The sequence below is a fragment of the uncultured Bradyrhizobium sp. genome, from assembly GCF_936928535.1.
Taxonomy (GTDB): Bacteria; Pseudomonadota; Alphaproteobacteria; order Rhizobiales; family Xanthobacteraceae; genus Bradyrhizobium.
Window position 1 is genome coordinate 1 of sequence record NZ_CAKZHY010000053.1, and the last position, 17,380, is coordinate 17,380.

At 63.9% G+C, this 17,380-nt stretch carries 15 protein-coding genes; 9 read left to right on the plus strand and 6 right to left on the minus strand.

Features of this window, described 5'->3' with window-relative positions:
- Nucleotides 1-281: 281 nt before the first annotated feature.
- The 4 genes from Q0687_RS06425 to Q0687_RS06440 form a co-directional block, all read right to left on the minus strand.
- Nucleotides 282-581: an acylphosphatase gene (locus Q0687_RS06425; protein ID WP_057751581.1), complete on the minus strand. Its 300-nt coding sequence runs from the start codon at nt 579-581 to the stop codon at nt 282-284.
- Nucleotides 578-1,444: an isocitrate lyase/PEP mutase family protein gene (locus Q0687_RS06430; RefSeq protein WP_298873595.1), complete on the minus strand. Its 867-nt coding sequence runs from the start codon at nt 1,442-1,444 to the stop codon at nt 578-580. Before Q0687_RS06430 ends, Q0687_RS06425 begins: the two co-directional genes overlap by 4 nt.
- Before the next feature lie 160 nt (nt 1,445-1,604).
- Nucleotides 1,605-3,620 carry an acetyl/propionyl/methylcrotonyl-CoA carboxylase subunit alpha gene (locus tag Q0687_RS06435; protein ID WP_298873597.1) on the minus strand — a complete coding sequence of 672 codons (2,016 nt, stop codon included), beginning with the start codon at nt 3,618-3,620 and terminating at the stop codon, nt 1,605-1,607.
- A 174-nt stretch (nt 3,621-3,794) separates the two neighbouring features.
- Nucleotides 3,795-4,865, minus strand: a complete 1,071-nt coding sequence (locus Q0687_RS06440) for a putative zinc-binding peptidase (RefSeq protein ID WP_298873599.1) — start codon at nt 4,863-4,865, stop codon at nt 3,795-3,797.
- A 213-nt stretch (nt 4,866-5,078) separates the two neighbouring features.
- On the opposite strand from Q0687_RS06440, the gene Q0687_RS06445 reads away from it, so the two are divergent.
- From Q0687_RS06445 to Q0687_RS06465, 5 genes are all read left to right on the plus strand, one after another.
- A complete protein-coding gene (locus tag Q0687_RS06445; RefSeq protein WP_298873600.1) occupies nt 5,079-7,556 on the plus strand; it encodes a PAS domain S-box protein in 2,478 nt (825 codons plus the stop codon).
- Between the two features lie 11 nt (nt 7,557-7,567).
- A complete protein-coding gene (locus Q0687_RS06450) occupies nt 7,568-8,008 on the plus strand; it encodes an EamA family transporter (RefSeq protein WP_298873602.1) in 441 nt (146 codons plus the stop codon).
- A 69-nt stretch (nt 8,009-8,077) separates the two neighbouring features.
- Nucleotides 8,078-9,355, plus strand: coding sequence for an MFS transporter (locus Q0687_RS06455; protein ID WP_298873604.1), 1,278 nt, complete (start codon nt 8,078-8,080; stop codon nt 9,353-9,355).
- A 25-nt stretch (nt 9,356-9,380) separates the two neighbouring features.
- A complete protein-coding gene (locus Q0687_RS06460) occupies nt 9,381-10,631 on the plus strand; it encodes an arsenic transporter (protein WP_298873606.1) in 1,251 nt (416 codons plus the stop codon).
- Nucleotides 10,632-10,729: 98 nt separating this feature from the next.
- On the plus strand, nt 10,730-10,957 hold the full coding sequence (locus tag Q0687_RS06465; protein ID WP_298873608.1) for a hypothetical protein: 228 nt from the start codon (nt 10,730-10,732) through the stop codon (nt 10,955-10,957).
- Between the two features lie 51 nt (nt 10,958-11,008).
- On the opposite strand, the gene Q0687_RS06470 is transcribed toward Q0687_RS06465, so the two are convergent.
- The gene (locus Q0687_RS06470) at nt 11,009-12,373 is read right to left on the minus strand and encodes an MFS transporter (RefSeq protein ID WP_298873610.1); all 1,365 of its coding nucleotides are present in this window, start codon (nt 12,371-12,373) and stop codon (nt 11,009-11,011) included.
- 42 nt (nt 12,374-12,415) lie between these two features.
- Nucleotides 12,416-13,180, minus strand: a complete 765-nt coding sequence (locus tag Q0687_RS06475) for a GntR family transcriptional regulator (RefSeq protein ID WP_298873612.1) — start codon at nt 13,178-13,180, stop codon at nt 12,416-12,418.
- A 181-nt stretch (nt 13,181-13,361) separates the two neighbouring features.
- Between Q0687_RS06475 and Q0687_RS06480 the strand changes: the two genes are divergently transcribed.
- The 4 genes from Q0687_RS06480 to Q0687_RS06495 all read left to right on the plus strand — a co-directional run bounded on the left by Q0687_RS06480 (nt 13,362) and on the right by Q0687_RS06495 (nt 16,950).
- Nucleotides 13,362-14,561 (plus strand): mandelate racemase/muconate lactonizing enzyme family protein, encoded by a 1,200-nt coding sequence (locus Q0687_RS06480; protein WP_298873614.1) that lies wholly within the window; start codon nt 13,362-13,364, stop codon nt 14,559-14,561.
- A 12-nt stretch (nt 14,562-14,573) separates the two neighbouring features.
- Nucleotides 14,574-15,341 (plus strand): SDR family oxidoreductase, encoded by a 768-nt coding sequence (locus Q0687_RS06485; RefSeq protein WP_298873616.1) that lies wholly within the window; start codon nt 14,574-14,576, stop codon nt 15,339-15,341.
- Between the two features lie 25 nt (nt 15,342-15,366).
- Nucleotides 15,367-16,398 (plus strand): L-idonate 5-dehydrogenase, encoded by a 1,032-nt coding sequence (locus Q0687_RS06490; protein ID WP_298873618.1) that lies wholly within the window; start codon nt 15,367-15,369, stop codon nt 16,396-16,398.
- 180 nt (nt 16,399-16,578) lie between these two features.
- Nucleotides 16,579-16,950, plus strand: a complete 372-nt coding sequence (locus Q0687_RS06495; protein WP_298873620.1) for a hypothetical protein — start codon at nt 16,579-16,581, stop codon at nt 16,948-16,950.
- Nucleotides 16,951-17,380 lie beyond the last annotated feature (430 nt).

Here is a 17,380-nt window from a genome sequence, read left to right on the forward strand (position 1 = left end):
GCCCTGCCGATCCTGCTCGCCAGCGGCTACAGCGAAGCCGCCGCCGGCGTCCGCGGCGACTTCCCGATCCTGCGCAAGCCGTATGAAATCCACGAGCTGAGCGAGGCGATCTCGAAGCTGCCGCGGTGATGGTTTCCGCACCTTGCGAACTTGAGGCACCAAGGCCTCCGCAGCGTCATGGCCAGGCTTGTCCCGGCCATCCACGGCTAACTGCATAGCTCAAAGAACGTGGATGCCCGGGACAAGCCCGGGCACGACGGATTCTCCTGAGAAGCAGCGCCCTACACTGTCGGCAACACCGAGAACGCCTCCCCTGCCCGGCGCAGGTTCAGTTCGTCCACACTCGCCGTCTCGCTGGTCACGCTGTCCACGCGCGATGACGGCGGGCCGTGACGGCACAGCGCAACCATGTCGGCGACATGCTTCGGCGCTCCCGCGAACAACGCTTCGACACTGCCGTCGCGGCGGTTGCGGACCCAGCCTTCAAGACCGCTTGCGGTTGCCTGGTATTCGACCCAGGCCCGATAGCCGACGCCCTGAACGCGCCCGCGGATCATCACCTGGAGGATCGCGCGGCTCATTTCTTCAGTCCGAGAAAATCGGCGCTGCGCGTTTTGACTTCAATCTCGCGCGTGACTCGGTTGGTCAGCTCAGCTGGCGGCAACCCCTTCAGCACCTTCGGCGACGTGCCCTCACGCAACGCCTTCTGCACCTCGTAGACTGCCTGTGTCGCCGCTGCGATCGGGGCGTGGCCCTGAAGCGCGATGCGCACGCGCTGACTGGCAAGATAGTCGATCGCGTTCAATTCGTCAGGTGCGCCGCCGAGCACGATCGGCAGGCGCGTCGCGGCCACTATGGCCTCGAGCTCGGCACGCGACTTGATGCCTGTGAAGAACAGCGCATCGACGCCGGTCGCCTCATACGCCCTGGCGCGGCGGACAGCATCCTCGATCGAGGTGATCGAGACCGCACCGGTGCGGCCCATGATGACGAGCGAGGAATCGCCGCGCGCATCGAGCGCCGCCTTCATCTTACCGACACCCTCCTCCAGCGAGATCAGCTGCGCCTTGGCTTCGCCAAAGGCCGCCGGCAACAGCGTGTCCTCGATGGTGAGGCCCGCGGCGCCCGCGGTCTCCAGCTCCTGCACCGTGCGGCGCACATTGAGCGCATTGCCATAGCCGTGATCGGCATCGACCAGCACCGGCAGGCTTGCGGCGCGCGACATCCGCCGCATCTGCTCGGCAAGCTCAGTGAGTGTGATCAGCGTGACATCGGGATCGCCAAGCACGGCAAGCGAAGCCACCGAGCCGCCGAACATGCCGAGTGGAAAGCCGAGATCCTCGGCAATGCGGATCGAGATCGCGTCATAGACCGAGCCAGGATGGACGCAAGCCTGACACGACAGGGTGGATCGCAGTGTCTCGCGGCGGGAACGAAAGGCCATGGTGCTGTCTCTCTCTGCGGACGAAAGTGGCTCCCCCACCTCCGTCATTGCGAGCGCAGCGAAGCAATCCAGACTCTTTTCGCAGGAGACAGTCTGGATTGCTTCGCTGCGCTCGCAATGACGGTGGGTGCGGGCAAACTGGCCCGCCCCACCTGCACGCTTACGCAAACTCCAGGATCAGCGCGTCCACCGCGAGCGTCGCGCCGGCGCTGGCGTGGATCTTCTTCACGGTGCCGTCCTGCTCGGCGCGCAGCACGTTCTGCATTTTCATGGCTTCGACCACGGCCAGCGTCTCGCCGGCCTTGACCTCCTGCCCTTCGGTCACCGCGATCGAGACGATGAGGCCCGGCATCGGGCAGAGCAGCTTCTTGCCAGTGTCGGAAGCGGTCGTCACCGGCATCAGCCGGGCGGAAGCAGCCTCAGCTTCGGTCCAGACATAGACCGGCACCTCGACGCCCTGATGCGCGAGGCGGATACCGTTGGCGATCGGGCGCGCCTGCACCGCAACGAAGTGGCCGTCGATGGCGCCCTGCCAGACCGGCTCACCCGGCTTCCACGACGACTGCAACAGATGCGCCTTGCCGGCCTTGCCGTCGGCATCGACGAAGCGGATCGCGATCGCATCGCCCTCGCGGGCAATCTCGAGCGGGATCTCCTGGCGGTCGAGCCAGACTGCGCGGCGGCGTTCGCGCTGCACGACGCGTCCGCCCATCTGGCCGGAGATCTGCCGCTTGCGCTCACCCAGCACGTGGTCGATGGCGGCGCCGACCGCGGCGATGCGACGCGCAACCTCGCCCTCGGGCACGCGCACGGAAAAGCCCTTGGGGAATTCTTCCGCGATGAAGCCGGTCGACAGATTGCCTTCGCGCCAGCGCGGATGATGCATCAGCGCGGACAGGAACGGGATGTTGTGCCTGATACCGTCGACGTAGAACGAATCCAGCGCGGTCGCCTGCGCCTCGATCGCGGCCGCGCGCGACGGCGCATGGGTGACGAGCTTTGCGATCATCGGATCGTAATGGATCGAGATCTCGCCGCCTTCCTGCACGCCGGTGTCGTTGCGCACCGTGATGCCGTCCTTGCTCAATTCCGCCGGCGGACGGTACTTCACTAGGCGACCGATCGAGGGCAGGAAGTTGCGGAACGGGTCTTCGGCGTAGAGGCGCGATTCCACTGCCCACCCCGTCAGGGTGACGTCCTTCTGCGCAATAGCGAGCTTTTCGCCGGCGGCGACCCGGATCATCTGCTCGACGAGGTCGACGCCGGTGACGAGCTCGGTGACGGGATGCTCGACCTGAAGGCGCGTGTTCATCTCCAGGAAGTAGAAGCTCTTGTCTTGCCCGGCGACGAATTCGACCGTGCCGGCGGAATCATAGTTCACGGCCTTCGCCAGTGCGACCGCCTGCTCGCCCATCTTGCGGCGCGTGGCCTCGTCGAGCAACGGCGACGGCGCCTCCTCGATGACCTTCTGGTTGCGGCGCTGGATCGAGCATTCGCGCTCGCCGAGATAAATGACGTTGCCGTGCTTGTCGCCCAGCACCTGGATCTCGATGTGGCGGGGATCGACGATGAACTTTTCGACGAAGACGCGGTCGTCGCCGAACGAGGCCTTGGCCTCGGCCTTGGCGAGGTTGAAGCCTTCGGCGACCTCGGCCTTGGAATGCGCGATGCGCATGCCCTTGCCGCCACCGCCGGCGGAGGCCTTGATCATCACGGGATAGCCGATCTCATCGGCAATCCGGACCGCGTGCTTGTCGTCCTCGATGACTCCGAGATGGCCCGGCACGGTCGAGACCTTGGCTTTGGCGGCCGCTTTCTTGGATTCGATCTTGTCGCCCATTGCGGCGATCGCGCCGGGGTTCGGGCCGATGAAGACGATGCCGGCCGCTTCCAGCGCCCGCGGAAACGCCTCGCGCTCGGACAAAAAGCCGTAGCCGGGATGCACGGCCTCGGCGCCGGTCTTTTTGCATGCCTCGACGATCTTCTCGATCACCAGGTAGCTCTCGGCCGCGGCCGGCGGACCGATCAGGACGGCCTCGTCCGCCATCTCGACATGGAGGGCGTCGCGGTCGGCCTCGGAATAGACGGCAACCGTCCGAATTCCCATCTTGCGGGCGGTCTTGATGACCCTGCAGGCGATTTCGCCGCGGTTGGCAATCAGGATGCGTTTGAACATTGTTTGTCTTGAGTTTCGTCCCTTGGGCGGGACCCTACCCCACGCCTTGGCGGGCCAGTGGGACGGGGCCGTATCCTGTCGTGGTACAGCAAAATGGGCCGGAGGCAACGGGCAAAATCCGGCCCGCTCTGGCGTACCAGCGCAAGACCGGTCCCGGCCTGAGGCCCGGACGCCTTATTGCTTTGCGGCTTTGGCCACGCCGCGGACCAGGCTGTGGATGAAGCCGAGTTTCGTCACCACGGCCCGCGACAGGATGAAGGGATAGAGGTCGTGCAGGCCCATGGCGCGGTTGACGCTGTTCATGGCGAAGGTGAAGGGCAGCCATGCGTCGACGATCGCCTGAATGTCCCGCGCCTCGTAAGGGTTGAAGCGGATCCGCGTCGACAGCTCCCCGTCGCGGTCGACCTTCGGGCGCACCTCCAAGCCGAACTCGCCGGCCATCTCCAGCGTATCGACGATGTGGAGGTAGTGCGCCCAGGTCTCGGCGAAATCTTCCCAAGGGTGCATCGTCGCATAGGCCGAGACGTAGTTCTGCTGCCAATCCGGCGGCGCCCCTTCTGCATAGTGCCGTTGCAGGGCCTCGCCGTAGTCGACGAAATCGTCGCCGAATGCGGCGCGGAATTCCTCCAGCCTGCCGCCGTCGCGCACCAGCACATCCCAGAAATAGTGCCCGACTTCGTGGCGGAAATGCCCGAGCAGCGTACGGTAGGGCTCGCCCATCTCCAGCCTGCGCCGCTCGCGCTCGATGGTATCGGTCTCGGTCAGCGCGATCGTAATCAGACCGTTGTCATGGCCGGTCATGATCCTTTGCCCGGTGTTGGGATCATCGGCGAGGAAGTTGAAGATCAGGCCATGCTCGGGATTGTCCTGCCGGGTTTGCAGCGGCAACCTCCAGCGGATCAGTGAATAGAACAGCCGGTGCTTCGCCACCTCCAGCTCGCGCCAGCCGGAGAGCTGCGCCGGGTCCGAGAGATCAGGCACGATGCCGTTGTGGCGACAGGCGCGGCAATAGCCGGTGGTATCGCTTGGTTCGGTCAGCCAGTTGCAGGCGTCATACTCGGCATTGCGGCAGAGCATCCGGCGTTCGCCCTCGCCGGCAAGCGTCTTCCAACCCTCTCCGTCAGGCTCGATCGCCGACATCGTCTCCTTTTCCGGCAGGAAGGCGACCCGGTGGCCGCAGCGTTCACAGGCGCGGTTCTCGAAATAGAGAACGTTGCCGCAGGCCTGGCAAACAAAGAGCTTCAAGATTGAGCCTCTTGGGAAAGGGTGTCTTAGAGATATCAATTGTGGCGCCACGCAGATACGCGCACTGAGGCCCATCGTTCCAACTTCAGGAACAAATAGCCAGACCCCGCGTTCGCTCATACCCGCCAAACGCCGTTCGGTGGGCGCTTCCTGATCTATTCCCTTTTGAGCAATGGCTATCGCGCTTTGTCTGTGTGAATATCCGACCGGCACGTGCGCTCCCGCATCACAACGGCCGACGCCTTGAACGATCCTTTGCCCGAGACCATCGCCGCCGAACGGCTGCGCCAGCACCTCGAAGAGATCGCGCGCGAGCGCGACAATGCCTATCATGCGCTCCAGGAGCGCGAGGCGGAGCTGGCGCGGATCCAGCGCATCGGCAAGGTCGGCGGCCTTGAGGTCGACTTCCGCGAAGGTTTCAAGAACCGCCGCTCGCCCGAATATCTGATGATCCACGGGCTGCCGCCCGAGGCCGCCGACGAGACGCATGAGGATTGGGTCAGCCGCATCCACCCCGACGACCGCGGCGCCACCGTCAAGCATTTCCTCGATGCACTGGCTGCGACCGGCGAGGACTACACCGCCGAATATCGCATCATCCGTCCCAGCGACGGCCAGACGCGCTGGATCCGTGTCGTCGCCAAGATCGAGCGCGACCGCGACGGCCGCGCCATCCGCCTCGTCGGCGCCCATATCGACATCACCGACCAGGCGCTCGCACGCGAGACGCTGCGGGAGAGCGAGGAGCGATTTCGGCTGATTGCCGACAGCGCGCCGGTGCCGATCTGGGTGACGAAGCTCGACCGCACGCGCTCTTTCGCCAACCAAGCCTATGTCGATTTCGTCGGCCTGCCCTACGAGCAGGCCATCGCCTTCGACTGGCGCAAGGTGCTGCATCCCGACGACCTGCCGCATGTGTTGCAGCAATCGGTCCAGGGCGAAGCCTCGCTCAAGCCGTTCGTGCTGGAGGCGCGCTACAAGGATGCTTCAGGCGAATGGCGCTGGCTGCGCTCGGAATCGCAGCCGCGCTGGGACCCGACCGGCAAGCATATCGGCTTCATCGGCGTCGCCCACGACATCACCGTCGCAAAGCAGGCCGAGATCGAGCTGCGCAAGCTCAACGAGACGCTGGAAGAGCGCATCGCCCAGCGCACCGCCGAGCTCGAATCCAATGAATCCCGGCTGCGCGCCATCCTGGCGACCAGCAACCAATACCAGGGCCTGGTCAACCTGAAGGGCGAGCTGCTCTACGCCAACAACACGGCGCTCGACGGCATCAAGGCGCGCAGTGAGGATGTGATCGGCAAGCCGTTCTGGGAAACGCCCTGGTTCACCGGAACCCACGGCATGAGCGCCGCGGTGCGCGAGGCCTTCGACACCGTGCTGAAGGGCGAAGCTGTCAGGATGGAGATGCGGCTGCGGCTTCCGATCGGCGAGCGCGATTTCGAGTTCGGCATGCGCCCGGTGCTCGACCGCCACGGCAACATCACCGGCGCGGTGCCCGAGGCCGTCGACATCACCGAGCGCCGACGCGGCGAGGAAGCGCTGCGGCAATCGCAGAAGATGGAGGCGATCGGCCAGCTCACCGGCGGCGTCGCGCACGATTTCAACAACCTCCTCACCATCATCCGCTCGGCGACAGACTTCCTGCGCCGGCGCGAGTTGCCGGAGGAGCGTCGCCGCCGCTATGTCGACGCCATCTCGGACACCGTCGAGCGCGCCTCGAAACTGACCGCGCAACTGCTGGCGTTCGCGCGAAGGCAGCCGCTGAAGCCGCAGATCTTCAATGTCGGCAGCCAGGTCGAGGGCGTGGCGCAGTTGGTCCGGCCGCTGGTCGGCGGCCGCATCGAGATCGTCGTCGCTATCGACGATGCCGATTGTTTCACCGTGGCGGACATCGCGCAGTTCGAAACCGCGCTAATCAATCTCGCCATCAATGCCCGCGATGCCATGGACAATGAAGGCCGGCTCACCATTTCCGTGCGCAAGGTCCAGGGCATTCCGAACCTGCGTGCGCAGTCCGCGCGCGGCGGCGACTATGTCGCAATCTCCGTCGCGGACACCGGCAGCGGCATCGCGGCCGAGAACATCGACGCCATTTTTGAACCCTTCTTCACCACCAAGGAGGTTGGCAAGGGCACCGGCCTCGGCCTCAGCCAGGCCTTTGGGTTTGCGAAACAGTCCGAGGGCGACATCGCCGTGACCAGTGCACCAGGCCAGGGCGCGACCTTCACGATCTATCTGCCGCAGGCGCAGAGCCCAAGCGCCGAGAAGGAAGCGGCCTCGCTGACCAGCGAGGGCGCCACCACCGGGCGCGGCTATCGCGTGCTCGTGGTCGAGGACAATGACGATGTCGGCCAGTTCTCGACGGAGCTGCTGGAAGACCTCGGCTACGTCACCCGCCGCGTCGCCAACGCCAATGCCGCGCTCGCCATTCTCGGCGAGAACGAGTTCGCGGTCGATCTGGTGTTCTCCGACGTCATCATGCCCGGCATGAATGGCGTCGAGCTCGCCGGTATCATCCGCGAACGCTATCCGGGCCTACCGGTCGTGCTCACCTCCGGCTACAGCAACGTGCTCGCCGAGAACGCCCATCGCGGCTTTGAATTGATCCAGAAGCCGTATTCCGTGGAGTCGCTTTCGCGCATCCTGCGCAAGGCGATCACGGAGAAGCTGTCGGTGGCTCGCTAAGGAATACCCCGATGAAACCCGCCCTCTTCTCCGCCTGGCAAACCTGGGCGCTGCTCTCCGCCTGCTTCGCCGCGCTCACCGCAATCTTCGCCAAGGTCGGCGTCGAGAACATCAATCCTGATCTCGCGACCTTCATCCGCACCATCGTGGTGCTGCTCGCCTTCTCGGTGCTGCTGTTCTTCACCGGCCAGTTCACGGTGCCGTCGGCGGTCTCGTCCAAGACATGGCTGTTCCTGGTGTTATCGGGGCTCGCGACCGGGGCGTCATGGCTTTGTTACTTCCGCGCCCTGAAGCTCGGGCCGGCGACGCTGGTGGCGCCAATCGACAAGCTCAGCGTCGTCCTGGTGGCTCTGTTCGCATTCGCGTTTCTCGGCGAGCGACCGTCCGCGCAGGGCTGGATCGGCATCACCATGATCGGCGCCGGCGCTGTTCTCCTAGCCGTGAAGTTCTAGGCCGGGAACAAAGGTCATGAGAGATCGGTTTCTGCCGGGGCGCTTTCCTTGCCCTCGATCGAGACACCGATGTCGAACGAAAACCCCGATCAGGCAAGGCTGGCGGGCCGCGCGCTGGACGCCGCCAATTTCTTCCTCGCCGACGTCCGCGACGGGCTCGGCCCCTATCTCGCGGTCTATCTCCTCACCGAGCAGCATTGGGACGAGGCGCGGATCGGTCTCGTGATGTCGATCGCCACCATCGCCGGCATCGTGGCGCAGACACCGGCCGGCGCGCTCGTCGATGCTATCAGGGCAAAGCGGACGGTGATGATGGTCGCCGCCCTGATGGTGACGCTGGCGTCACTGTCGCTGCCCCTGTTCCCCGCATTCCTGCCGGTCGCGATCTCGCAAGGCATCGCTCAGGCCGCCGCCGCGATCTTTCCGCCCGCGATCGCGGCCGTCTCGCTCGGCATTTTCGGCCATGCCGCCTTCACCCGTCGAATTGGTCGCAACGAGACTTTCAATCACGCCGGCAACGCCGTCGCCGCCGGGCTTGCCGGTATCTCCGCCTACTGGTTCGGGCCGACCGTGGTGTTTTATCTTCTTGCCGCCATGGCGGTTGCGAGCCTCGTCAGCATTGTCGCAATCCCCGAACGGGCCATCGACCACGACCTTGCACGCGGGCTGGACGACACAAATACATCCCCTGAACAGCCCTCAGGTCTGACCGTGCTTCTGACCTGCCGCCCCCTGCTCGTCTTCGCCATCTGCGTCTTGCTCTTCCACCTCTCGAACGCGGCGATGCTGCCGCTGGTCGGACAGAAGCTTGCGCTGCAGGACAAGAACATGGGGACCAGCCTGATGTCGGCCTGCATCGTCGCGGCCCAATTGGTGATGGTGCCCTTCGCGATGCTGGTCGGCGCCAAAGCCGACCGCTGGGGCCACAAGCGCTTCTTCCTCGGCGCGCTTTTGATCCTGCCCATCCGGGGCGCGCTCTACACGCTCTCGGACGATCCGTTCTGGCTGGTCGGTGTGCAACTGCTCGACGGTGTCGGCGCCGGCATTTTTGGTGCGATCTTCCCTGTGATCGTCGCCGATCTCATGCGCAACACCGGCCGCTTCAATGTTGCGCAGGGCGCCGTGATCACCGCCCAAAGCATTGGCGCGGCGCTATCCACCACGCTCGCCGGCTTCGTGGTGGTCAGCGCCGGCTATAGCGCAGCCTTCATCACCCTCGGCGCAACCGCTGCGATCGGCGCCATCATCTGCCTCATCGCCCTTCCCGAAACGCGGCAAATCGGAGATGGCGGTCCGCGCCGAGAGGGGAAGACAGCGGCGCCGGCTTCCGCTATCGCTGCCGAATGAAAACATTCCACGACAAGGATTGAACGTGCCGTCTCACGCCGTCTGGGCCTGGAGCATCATCGTCGTCGCCACCGCCGGCGTCATCATTCGCCCGTTTCGCCTGCCCGAAGCGATCTGGGCCGTGTTGGGCGCCGGCGCGCTGGTGCTGCTCGGCTTCCTGCCGTGGGAGGATGCGCTTCTCGGCATCGAGAAAGGCATCGACGTCTACCTCTTCCTGATCGGCATGATGCTGATCGCGGAGCTGGCGCGGCTCGAGGGCCTGTTCGACTATCTCGCCGCGCTCGCGGTGGAATATGCCGGCGGCTCGCCGCAACGGCTGTTCCTGCTGATTTACATCGTCGGAACGGTCGTCACTGTGCTGTTATCCAACGACGCCACCGCCATCGTGCTGACGCCGGCCGTCTATGCTGCGACACGCGCGGCCGGCGCCAAGCCGCTGCCTTATTTGTTCGTCTGCGCCTTCATCGCCAATGCTGCGAGCTTCGTGCTGCCGATCTCCAACCCCGCCAATCTCGTGGTGTTCGGCGCGCGCATGCCGCAACTGACCGAATGGCTGCGCCTGTTCGCACTGCCCTCGGCCGCCTCGATCCTGCTCACCTACATCGTACTGCGCCTGACCCAGCACCGCGCCCTGAAGGACGAGACCATCGCGCGTAGCGTGCCGCATCCAACGCTCGGCCGCGGCGGCAAGCTGACGGCGGTGGGCATCGTCGCGATCGGTGTCGTGCTGGTCACGGCCTCGGCGCTGGACAAGCAGCTCGGCTTGCCAACCTTCATCTGCGGCGTGGTGACGGCCGCGATCGTGCTGCTGATCAGCCGCCAATCGCCGCTGCCGGTGCTCAGGGGCGTGTCCTGGAGCGTCCTGCCGCTGGTCGGCGGTCTTTTCGTCATGGTGGAGGCGCTGATCAAGACCGGCGTCATCGGCCACCTCAGCGCGCTGCTGCATGAAGCAGTCGCGCAATCAATCCCGAAAGCCGCCTGGAGCGTCGGCATCGCCACAGGGATCGCCGACAACATCGCCAACAATCTGCCGGTCGGACTTGTCGCGGGCTCGGTCGCCGCCAGCGACCATCTGCCCGCGCCCGTTGTCAGTTCCATCCTGATCGGTGTCGATCTCGGACCCAATCTGTCGGTCACGGGATCGCTCGCCACCATCCTGTGGCTGGTCGCGTTGCGGCGGGAGAAGATCGAGGTCGGCGCCTGGCCGTTCCTCAAGCTAGGCATGCTGGTGACACCGCCGGCTCTCATCGCCGCGCTCGCGGCCGCGATCCATTAAAGACCAGCTTGTTTGCGGTGCATCAAAGCCAGCGGCGATCCCGCGGCTATGGTTCGCTTGTCGCGCAGTTCGAATGTCGCGCGGCAAGGAAGGTCATCATGCAGATTCAATCCAAGGCGCTGCCGCAGAGCTTTTCCCTGCGCCGCTCGCTTCACGGCGTCACGTCACCGGGTGAAGCGTCCCATCCGATGTTGCTCTTTGGCGCCGTGGTGCTACTCGCCCTGTTCGCCATCGTGCAGATCGACCTGCATAGCACCCAGCTTCAGGTCATCGGCTTGCTGAGCCACACGGCGAGCGCGATCGATCCCGTCTTCCTGAGCCCGTAGGCTCCAGGAAAACCGATCGCGGCCATGAGGCCGCGACCGGATGGTTTGTCGTCAGTCGTTCTCGTAGCCGTAGACTTCCGGCAGGATGAAGATTGCAGCAAGCAGTCCGATCAGCGGGAAGATCGCAACGAAAAGCGTCGCACTGGCCTGCCCGATCGCCGCGAACAGCGACGGGAACAGGAAGATCGCCAGGAACGACGGCAGCTTCACGAACATGTAGGCGAAGCCGCTGGCGGTGCCGCGGTACTTCGGCTTGGCGACCATGGTCGGGATCGTCATGCAGTTCGACGCGTCCCAATAATGGCCCCAGAGCATGGCGGCGGCTGCGAACGGCAGCAGCATCTTGTTGTCGGTGTAAAGTGCGAAGGCCGCCACCAGCAGCGAGGCCAGCACGATGGAAAAGCCCGCAATCGCGATGCCGCGATGGCCGATCTTCGGCGTCAGCAGCGGGCCGACCCAGCCCGACAGCGCGGCGAAGCAGAACAGGCCCATCGTCACCAAATTGTTGCCGAGCACGCTCGACACGCCGACCATCACGAACAGCACCGGGAGGTAGAACGCGAAGGTCGAGAACTCGCTGCCTTGCGCGAAGCAGGCGATCCAGCCGTAGATCGTGGCACGCCAGCGGATCGGGTCCTTCCGGAGGTCGGCGATGAAGTCGCGGGTCGAGACCTTCGGCATCACCACATCCTGGTCCGGCAGCATGGCGAGATCGTCGTTGAACATCTCGCGCGCGACCTGCTTGGCCTCGCGGAAGCGCCCCTTCTGCACCAGCCACACCGCCGTCTCCGGCACGTCGTGGCGCATGATCAGGATGATCAGGGCCGGCACCGCTCCGAGGCCGAGCGTCACGCGCCACAGCGTCTCGTGATGAATGTCGAGCAGCAGGAAGATCACGATGACGCCGATGGTCAGCACCTCGCCGACGGCGAACATGAACTGCCAGCGGTTGCCCATGACCTCGCGCTCACCCTTGGCCATGGATTCCATGATGTAGGTGTAGCCGGTCGAGATGTCGGAGCCGAGGGGAACACCGAGCAGGAAGCGGATCACGACCAGCCAGCCGACGCTCGGCGCGAAGGCCTGCGCCAATGCGAGCACGATGAACATCACCATGGTGATGAGGAACATGACGCGGCGCCCGATCTTGTCGGAGAGCCAGCCACCGAGCAGCGCACCGATCAGCGCACCGCCCTGCGTGCCCGCGGCCGCGAGGCCGAGCATCAGCGGATCTGGATTGTACTGCTCCTTGATGAAGATCAGCACGAAGGCGATCGAATAGAGGTCCCAGGCCTCGACCAGGATCGAGGCCATCATCAGCCAGCCGACCTTGTTGCCCTTGGGGCTGTAATTGGTGATGAGGTAGCGGACCGCGGCTTCGCTCGCGGTCGGTTGTGGCATAGCCATCGTCGACATGTCTGGTCCCTTCTTCAAAACTCTTTTCGCGCCAGGTTCATTTCAAGCGCCGAGCAACGGCTCGATGCTGCAATCGAGCAGGCGCGGATCGATCCCCGTTTCCATGCCCGTGAACATCTGGCCCATGTAGTCGATCAGCGCGTCGCTCGCCTTGACGGCATCCTCGACACGGCGGTTCGCAACTGCATTGAGAATACCGAGGTGATGGTCGATCGTTCCTGAGAGATCGGCCTGCCCCGGCATGAAACGGTGGTGGATGTAGCCGATGCGGCGATATAGCGTGTGCAACGGTCGCAGCGTGTGCACCAGGAACGGCTCGCCCGCAGCCTCCAGCACCAGTGCGTCGATGCGGCGATCGATGCTGTTGAAATCGTCGAGAGTCAGCGTCACGCGGCGCTCGCGCAGCAGGCGCTCGATGTGCAGCGCCTGATTGCGATGGGACAGGCTGGCGCGATCCGCCGCGAGGCGAATGACGAAACGCTCCATGTCGCGGCGCAGATCCAGCAGCATGCGCTCACGCGCCAGATCGATCGGCGCGATGTGCAGGCCGTGGCGCGGACGGATGATGATGAGCGTGTCGGCGGACAGACGATTGACGGCGTGATGCACCGGCGTGCGGCCGAAGCCCGTGATCTGCTGCAATTCCAGCATGGTCATGAACTGGCCGGGCTTGAGCTCGCAATGAACGAGCAGCTCCTCGATCTTCTGATAGGCCAGCTCGAAGAAGTTGAGACGGTTGCGCCGCGAGGGCTTGCCCTCGCCGTCCTCCGATCTCACCACCTCGAGCGCGCGCTTGCGCGGTGCCATCAAATTCCTCCCGTCGACCTGCGCTCTCGCATGCAGGGCGGCTGCCTTGTTTGTGGTACCCTTAAAACATGTTGTGATATATTACAAGCGGGCGTAAGACGTCCTTCGACATCGCATTATGCTGCGATGCAAAATGAAAACACGACGGGCGCGAGGCGCCTTTGACGGGAGGAGAGTTGCCGTGAAGATCACGTCGATCGAGACGCTGCGCACCGAGGAATTCTCCAACGTCATCTGGGTGCGGGTTCACACCGATAGCGGCGTGATCGGTCTCGGCGAGACCTTCTATGGCGCGGGCGCTGTCGAGGCGCAGATCCACGACACCTTTGCCGGGCGCCTGCTCGGCCGCAATCCCCTGCACATCGAGGCGATCCATCGCGACATGCTGAACCTGCCGATGGCGCAGTCCTCCACCGGTGTCGAATATCGCGCGGCATCGGCGATCGACATTGCGCTGTGGGACCTGTTCGGCAAGGTGTGCAATCAGCCGGTGCACCAGATGCTCGGCGGCCTCTGTCGCGACAAGCAGCGCATCTACAATACCTGCGCCGGCACGCAATATGTCCGCTCCACTAATATTAGCCCGGTCGCGAACTGGAATCTCGGGGCCAACAAGGGCCCATACGAAGATCTCGACGGCTTCATGAACCGCGCCGATGCGCTGGCCGAGAGCCTCCTGGAAAGCGGCATCTCCGCGATGAAGATCTGGCCGTTCGATCCTGCGGCGCAGGAGAACAAGGGTCTCTACATCACCGCCGCGCAGATGAAGCAGGCGATCGAGCCGTTCGAGAAGATCCGCAAGGCAGTCGGCGACAAGATGGAGATCATGGTCGAACTCCACTCACTGTGGAATCTGCCGACCGCCAAGCAGATCGCGCGCGCGCTCGAGCCTTACAAGCCGACCTGGTACGAAGACCCGATCCGCATGAACTCGCCGCAGGCGCTGGCCGAATATGCGCGCTCGACCGACGTCTGGGTCTGCGCGAGCGAGACGCTAGGGTCGCGCTTCCCCTACAAGGACATGCTCGACCGCGACGCCATGCATGTGGTGATGGCCGATCTTTGCTGGACCGGCGGACTCACTGAGGGCCGCAAGATCGCGGCCATGGCCGAGACCTATCACCGTCCCTTTGCGCCGCATGATTGCATCGGCCCGATCGGCTTCATCGCCGCCATCCACATGTCGTTCAGCCAGCCCAACACGCTGATCCAGGAATCGGTGCGCGCCTTCTACAAGGGCTGGTATAATGAGCTCGTCACCACGATGCCCGTGATCAAGGACGGTTACGTCTTCCCGATGGAAGGCCCCGGCCTTGGCGTCGACCTTCTGCCCGCCGTCTTCGAGCGCTCCGATCTGATCGTGCGCCGCTCCAACGTCTAAGGATTATCCGAGATGAGCACCGCCCTCTTCGATCTTTCCGGCCGCACTGCCCTTGTGACCGGCTCCTCGCGCGGCCTCGGCCGCGCCATCGCCGAAGGCATGGCCAAGGCCGGCGCCAGGATCATCATCAACGGCGTCGATCCCAAGCGCGTCGAGCAGGCCGTCGCCGAATTTCGCGCCGCCGGCCATCAGGCCGAGGGCTCAGCGTTCAACGTCACGGACGAGCCCGCGATCGTCGCGGCGTTCAACGAATTCGACAAGAAGGGCATCGCCGTCGACATTCTCGTCAACAATGCCGGCATCCAGCACCGCAAGCCGCTGGTCGAGTTCACCACCGACGAGTGGCGCAAGGTGATCGAGACCGATCTCACCAGCGCCTTCGTGATCGGCCGCGAGGCCGGCAAGCGAATGATCCCGCGCAAGCGCGGCAAGATCATCAATATCGGCTCGCTCGGCAGCGAGCTGGCGCGCCCGACCATTGCGCCCTACACCGCGGCCAAGGGCGGCATCAAGAACCTGACCCGCTCGATGGCGGTGGAATGGGCCCAGCACGGCATCCAGGCCAATGCGATCGGCCCCGGCTACATGCTCACCGACATGAACGAAGCGCTGGTCAACAATACCGACTTCAACAACTGGCTGATGGGCCGCATCCCCTCCAAGCGCTGGGGCAAGCCGGATGAACTGGTGGGCGCGGCGATCTTCCTCGCCTCGGACGCCTCCACTTACGTCAACGGCCAGATCATCTATGTCGATGGCGGCATGATCGCCGCGATGTGACCCGCGAACACCAGGGAACAAGACCATGCGCGCCGTCGTCATTCACGCCCCGAAGGATCTGCGGATCGACAACTACCCTGATACGGAGCCCGGCCCCGGCGAGGTCCGCGTCAAGATCGCCCATGGCGGCATCTGCGGCTCGGATCTGCACTACTACCACCACGGCGGCTTCGGCGTGGTTCGCATCCAGCAGCCGATGGCGCTGGGTCATGAGATCGCCGGCGTCGTCGCGGCCGTCGGTGACGGCGTCACCAGTGTCAAGGCCGGCACGCGCGTCGCGGTCAATCCGAGCAAGCCGTGCGGCAAGTGCCTGCATTGCCAGGAAGGCCTACGCAACCAGTGCCTCGATATGCGCTTCCTCGGCAGCGCAATGCGCTTTCCCCATGTGCAGGGCGGCTTTCGCGAATTCATCACCGTCGATGAGACGCAGGCCGTGCCGATCTCCGACAGGCTGTCGCTGGCAGAAGCCGCGGTCGCCGAACCGCTTGCCGTCTGCCTCCACGCCGGTAAGCAGGCCGGTCCCCTGCTCGGCAAGCGCGTGCTGATCACCGGCTGCGGTCCGATCGGCGCGCTGATGATCCTGGTCTCGCGCTTCGGCGGTGCCTCCGAGATCGTCGTCACCGACGTCGCCGAGGCGCCGCTTGGGGTCGCCAAAAAGCTCGGCGCCACGCACGCCATCAACGTCGCTGCCAATGCCACAGCGCTCGATCCCTGGCGCGTCGGCAAGGGCGTGTTCGACACGCTGTTCGAAGCCTCAGGCAATCAGGCGGCCCTGCGCACCGCGCTGGACGTGCTCAGGCCCGGCGCGACACTGGTGCAGCTCGGCCTCGGTGGCGAGATGACGCTGCCGATCAATTCCATCGTCGCCAAGGAATTGCAGCTTCGCGGCACCTTCCGCTTCGATCCCGAGTTCGAGCTGGCGGTACGGCTGATGGGCGAAGGCCTGATCGACGTCAAGCCGTTGATCACGGCGACCATGCCGTTCGAGAATGCGGTCGCCGCGTTCGAGCTCGCAAGCGACCGATCGCAATCGATGAAGGTGCAGCTGACGTTCTGAGGCTACGCAAGGCTTTAATTCGTCCGACTTTCGATCCGCGTCGAAGGTCATCCTGACAGCCAAATAGCCGACGAAGTACGCACCACGCCAAGCGGCGCGGATCGGATGAATCTGCCAAAAGGGAACTTGACGGGAGGATTGAAACTAGCTCCACTTACAACCATATTCGGGGTGGAGCTTATGCAGGCCTTTTTTGTGAGCATTTGCGCGGGAGTTTTTTTCCCGCTTGTACCCTTTTTCCTGGAGTTCATTCTCGACGATCGTCTCAAGCCAGAGACTATCGCGGTTACCGCTGTGGTTTACGTGACAGCGATTGGATTGGTGTCGCGCCATCAAGCGATATTGATATCAGGTTTCCTTGTGACCGTGATCTGCGCGGTCATCTATGCTGGCGTCGAGGCCGGACTACTAAAAACTCCTGAGGATCATGCAAACCTAACCAAGTATGGAGTGCAAATTACGGTTGGAGCAATCGTTATTTATTCGATCTGCTACGCCGTTGAACGGTTCGGTCGGCATTGCGTTGATGGTGAGCCGTTCCTGGAGCTTTGACCCAAATGGCGGATAATGAGCCAAGCGCTCGCGAGACAGATATCAAGGCATCATCGGATGTGCATGAGGTGGTGCACACGCTCGGGGTTGCCCTTAGCTCAGCTAGCTATCCTTTGCGCCTGATTGTCCTCGCTGTCGCGGTTCTGGCAGTGTTCGGATCCGGAGTGGCCGTAAAGTTCATCGGTGAATTTGCTGAATCAACAGTTCGCATTATGGTTCGGCCGGAACTGACTGGGGATAATCGCCGATCGCTGATCGACGAAATTATGCGGCGAGGTCACGAAGAACCAGCGGGAAAGCTAGTTGCGCTGCCCGTCGCTGAAGAACAGAAATCGCCAGTGACACAACCCACCCCTGTGGGACAACCGGCCGCTGCGAAAGAACCTGCTGCGGCTGAGCCGATCAAGTCTCCCACTTCTTCACCAATCGT

What these genes read in the sequence shown, in the direction of transcription:
- Q0687_RS06425 (WP_057751581.1), bottom strand. Translation starts at nt 581, where the DNA reads ATGAGCCGCGCGATCCTCCAGGTGATGATCCGCGGGCGCGTTCAGGGC.
- Q0687_RS06430 (WP_298873595.1), bottom strand. Translation starts at nt 1,444, where the DNA reads ATGGCCTTTCGTTCCCGCCGCGAGACACTGCGATCCACCCTGTCGTGT.
- Q0687_RS06435 (WP_298873597.1), bottom strand. Translation starts at nt 3,620, where the DNA reads ATGTTCAAACGCATCCTGATTGCCAACCGCGGCGAAATCGCCTGCAGG.
- Q0687_RS06450 (WP_298873602.1), top strand. Translation starts at nt 7,568, where the DNA reads ATGAAACCCGCCCTCTTCTCCGCCTGGCAAACCTGGGCGCTGCTCTCC.
- Q0687_RS06455 (WP_298873604.1), top strand. Translation starts at nt 8,078, where the DNA reads ATGTCGAACGAAAACCCCGATCAGGCAAGGCTGGCGGGCCGCGCGCTG.
- Q0687_RS06465 (WP_298873608.1), top strand. Translation starts at nt 10,730, where the DNA reads ATGCAGATTCAATCCAAGGCGCTGCCGCAGAGCTTTTCCCTGCGCCGC.
- Q0687_RS06470 (WP_298873610.1), bottom strand. Translation starts at nt 12,373, where the DNA reads ATGTCGACGATGGCTATGCCACAACCGACCGCGAGCGAAGCCGCGGTC.
- Q0687_RS06475 (WP_298873612.1), bottom strand. Translation starts at nt 13,180, where the DNA reads ATGGCACCGCGCAAGCGCGCGCTCGAGGTGGTGAGATCGGAGGACGGC.
- Q0687_RS06485 (WP_298873616.1), top strand. Translation starts at nt 14,574, where the DNA reads ATGAGCACCGCCCTCTTCGATCTTTCCGGCCGCACTGCCCTTGTGACC.
- Q0687_RS06490 (WP_298873618.1), top strand. Translation starts at nt 15,367, where the DNA reads ATGCGCGCCGTCGTCATTCACGCCCCGAAGGATCTGCGGATCGACAAC.
- Q0687_RS06495 (WP_298873620.1), top strand. Translation starts at nt 16,579, where the DNA reads ATGCAGGCCTTTTTTGTGAGCATTTGCGCGGGAGTTTTTTTCCCGCTT.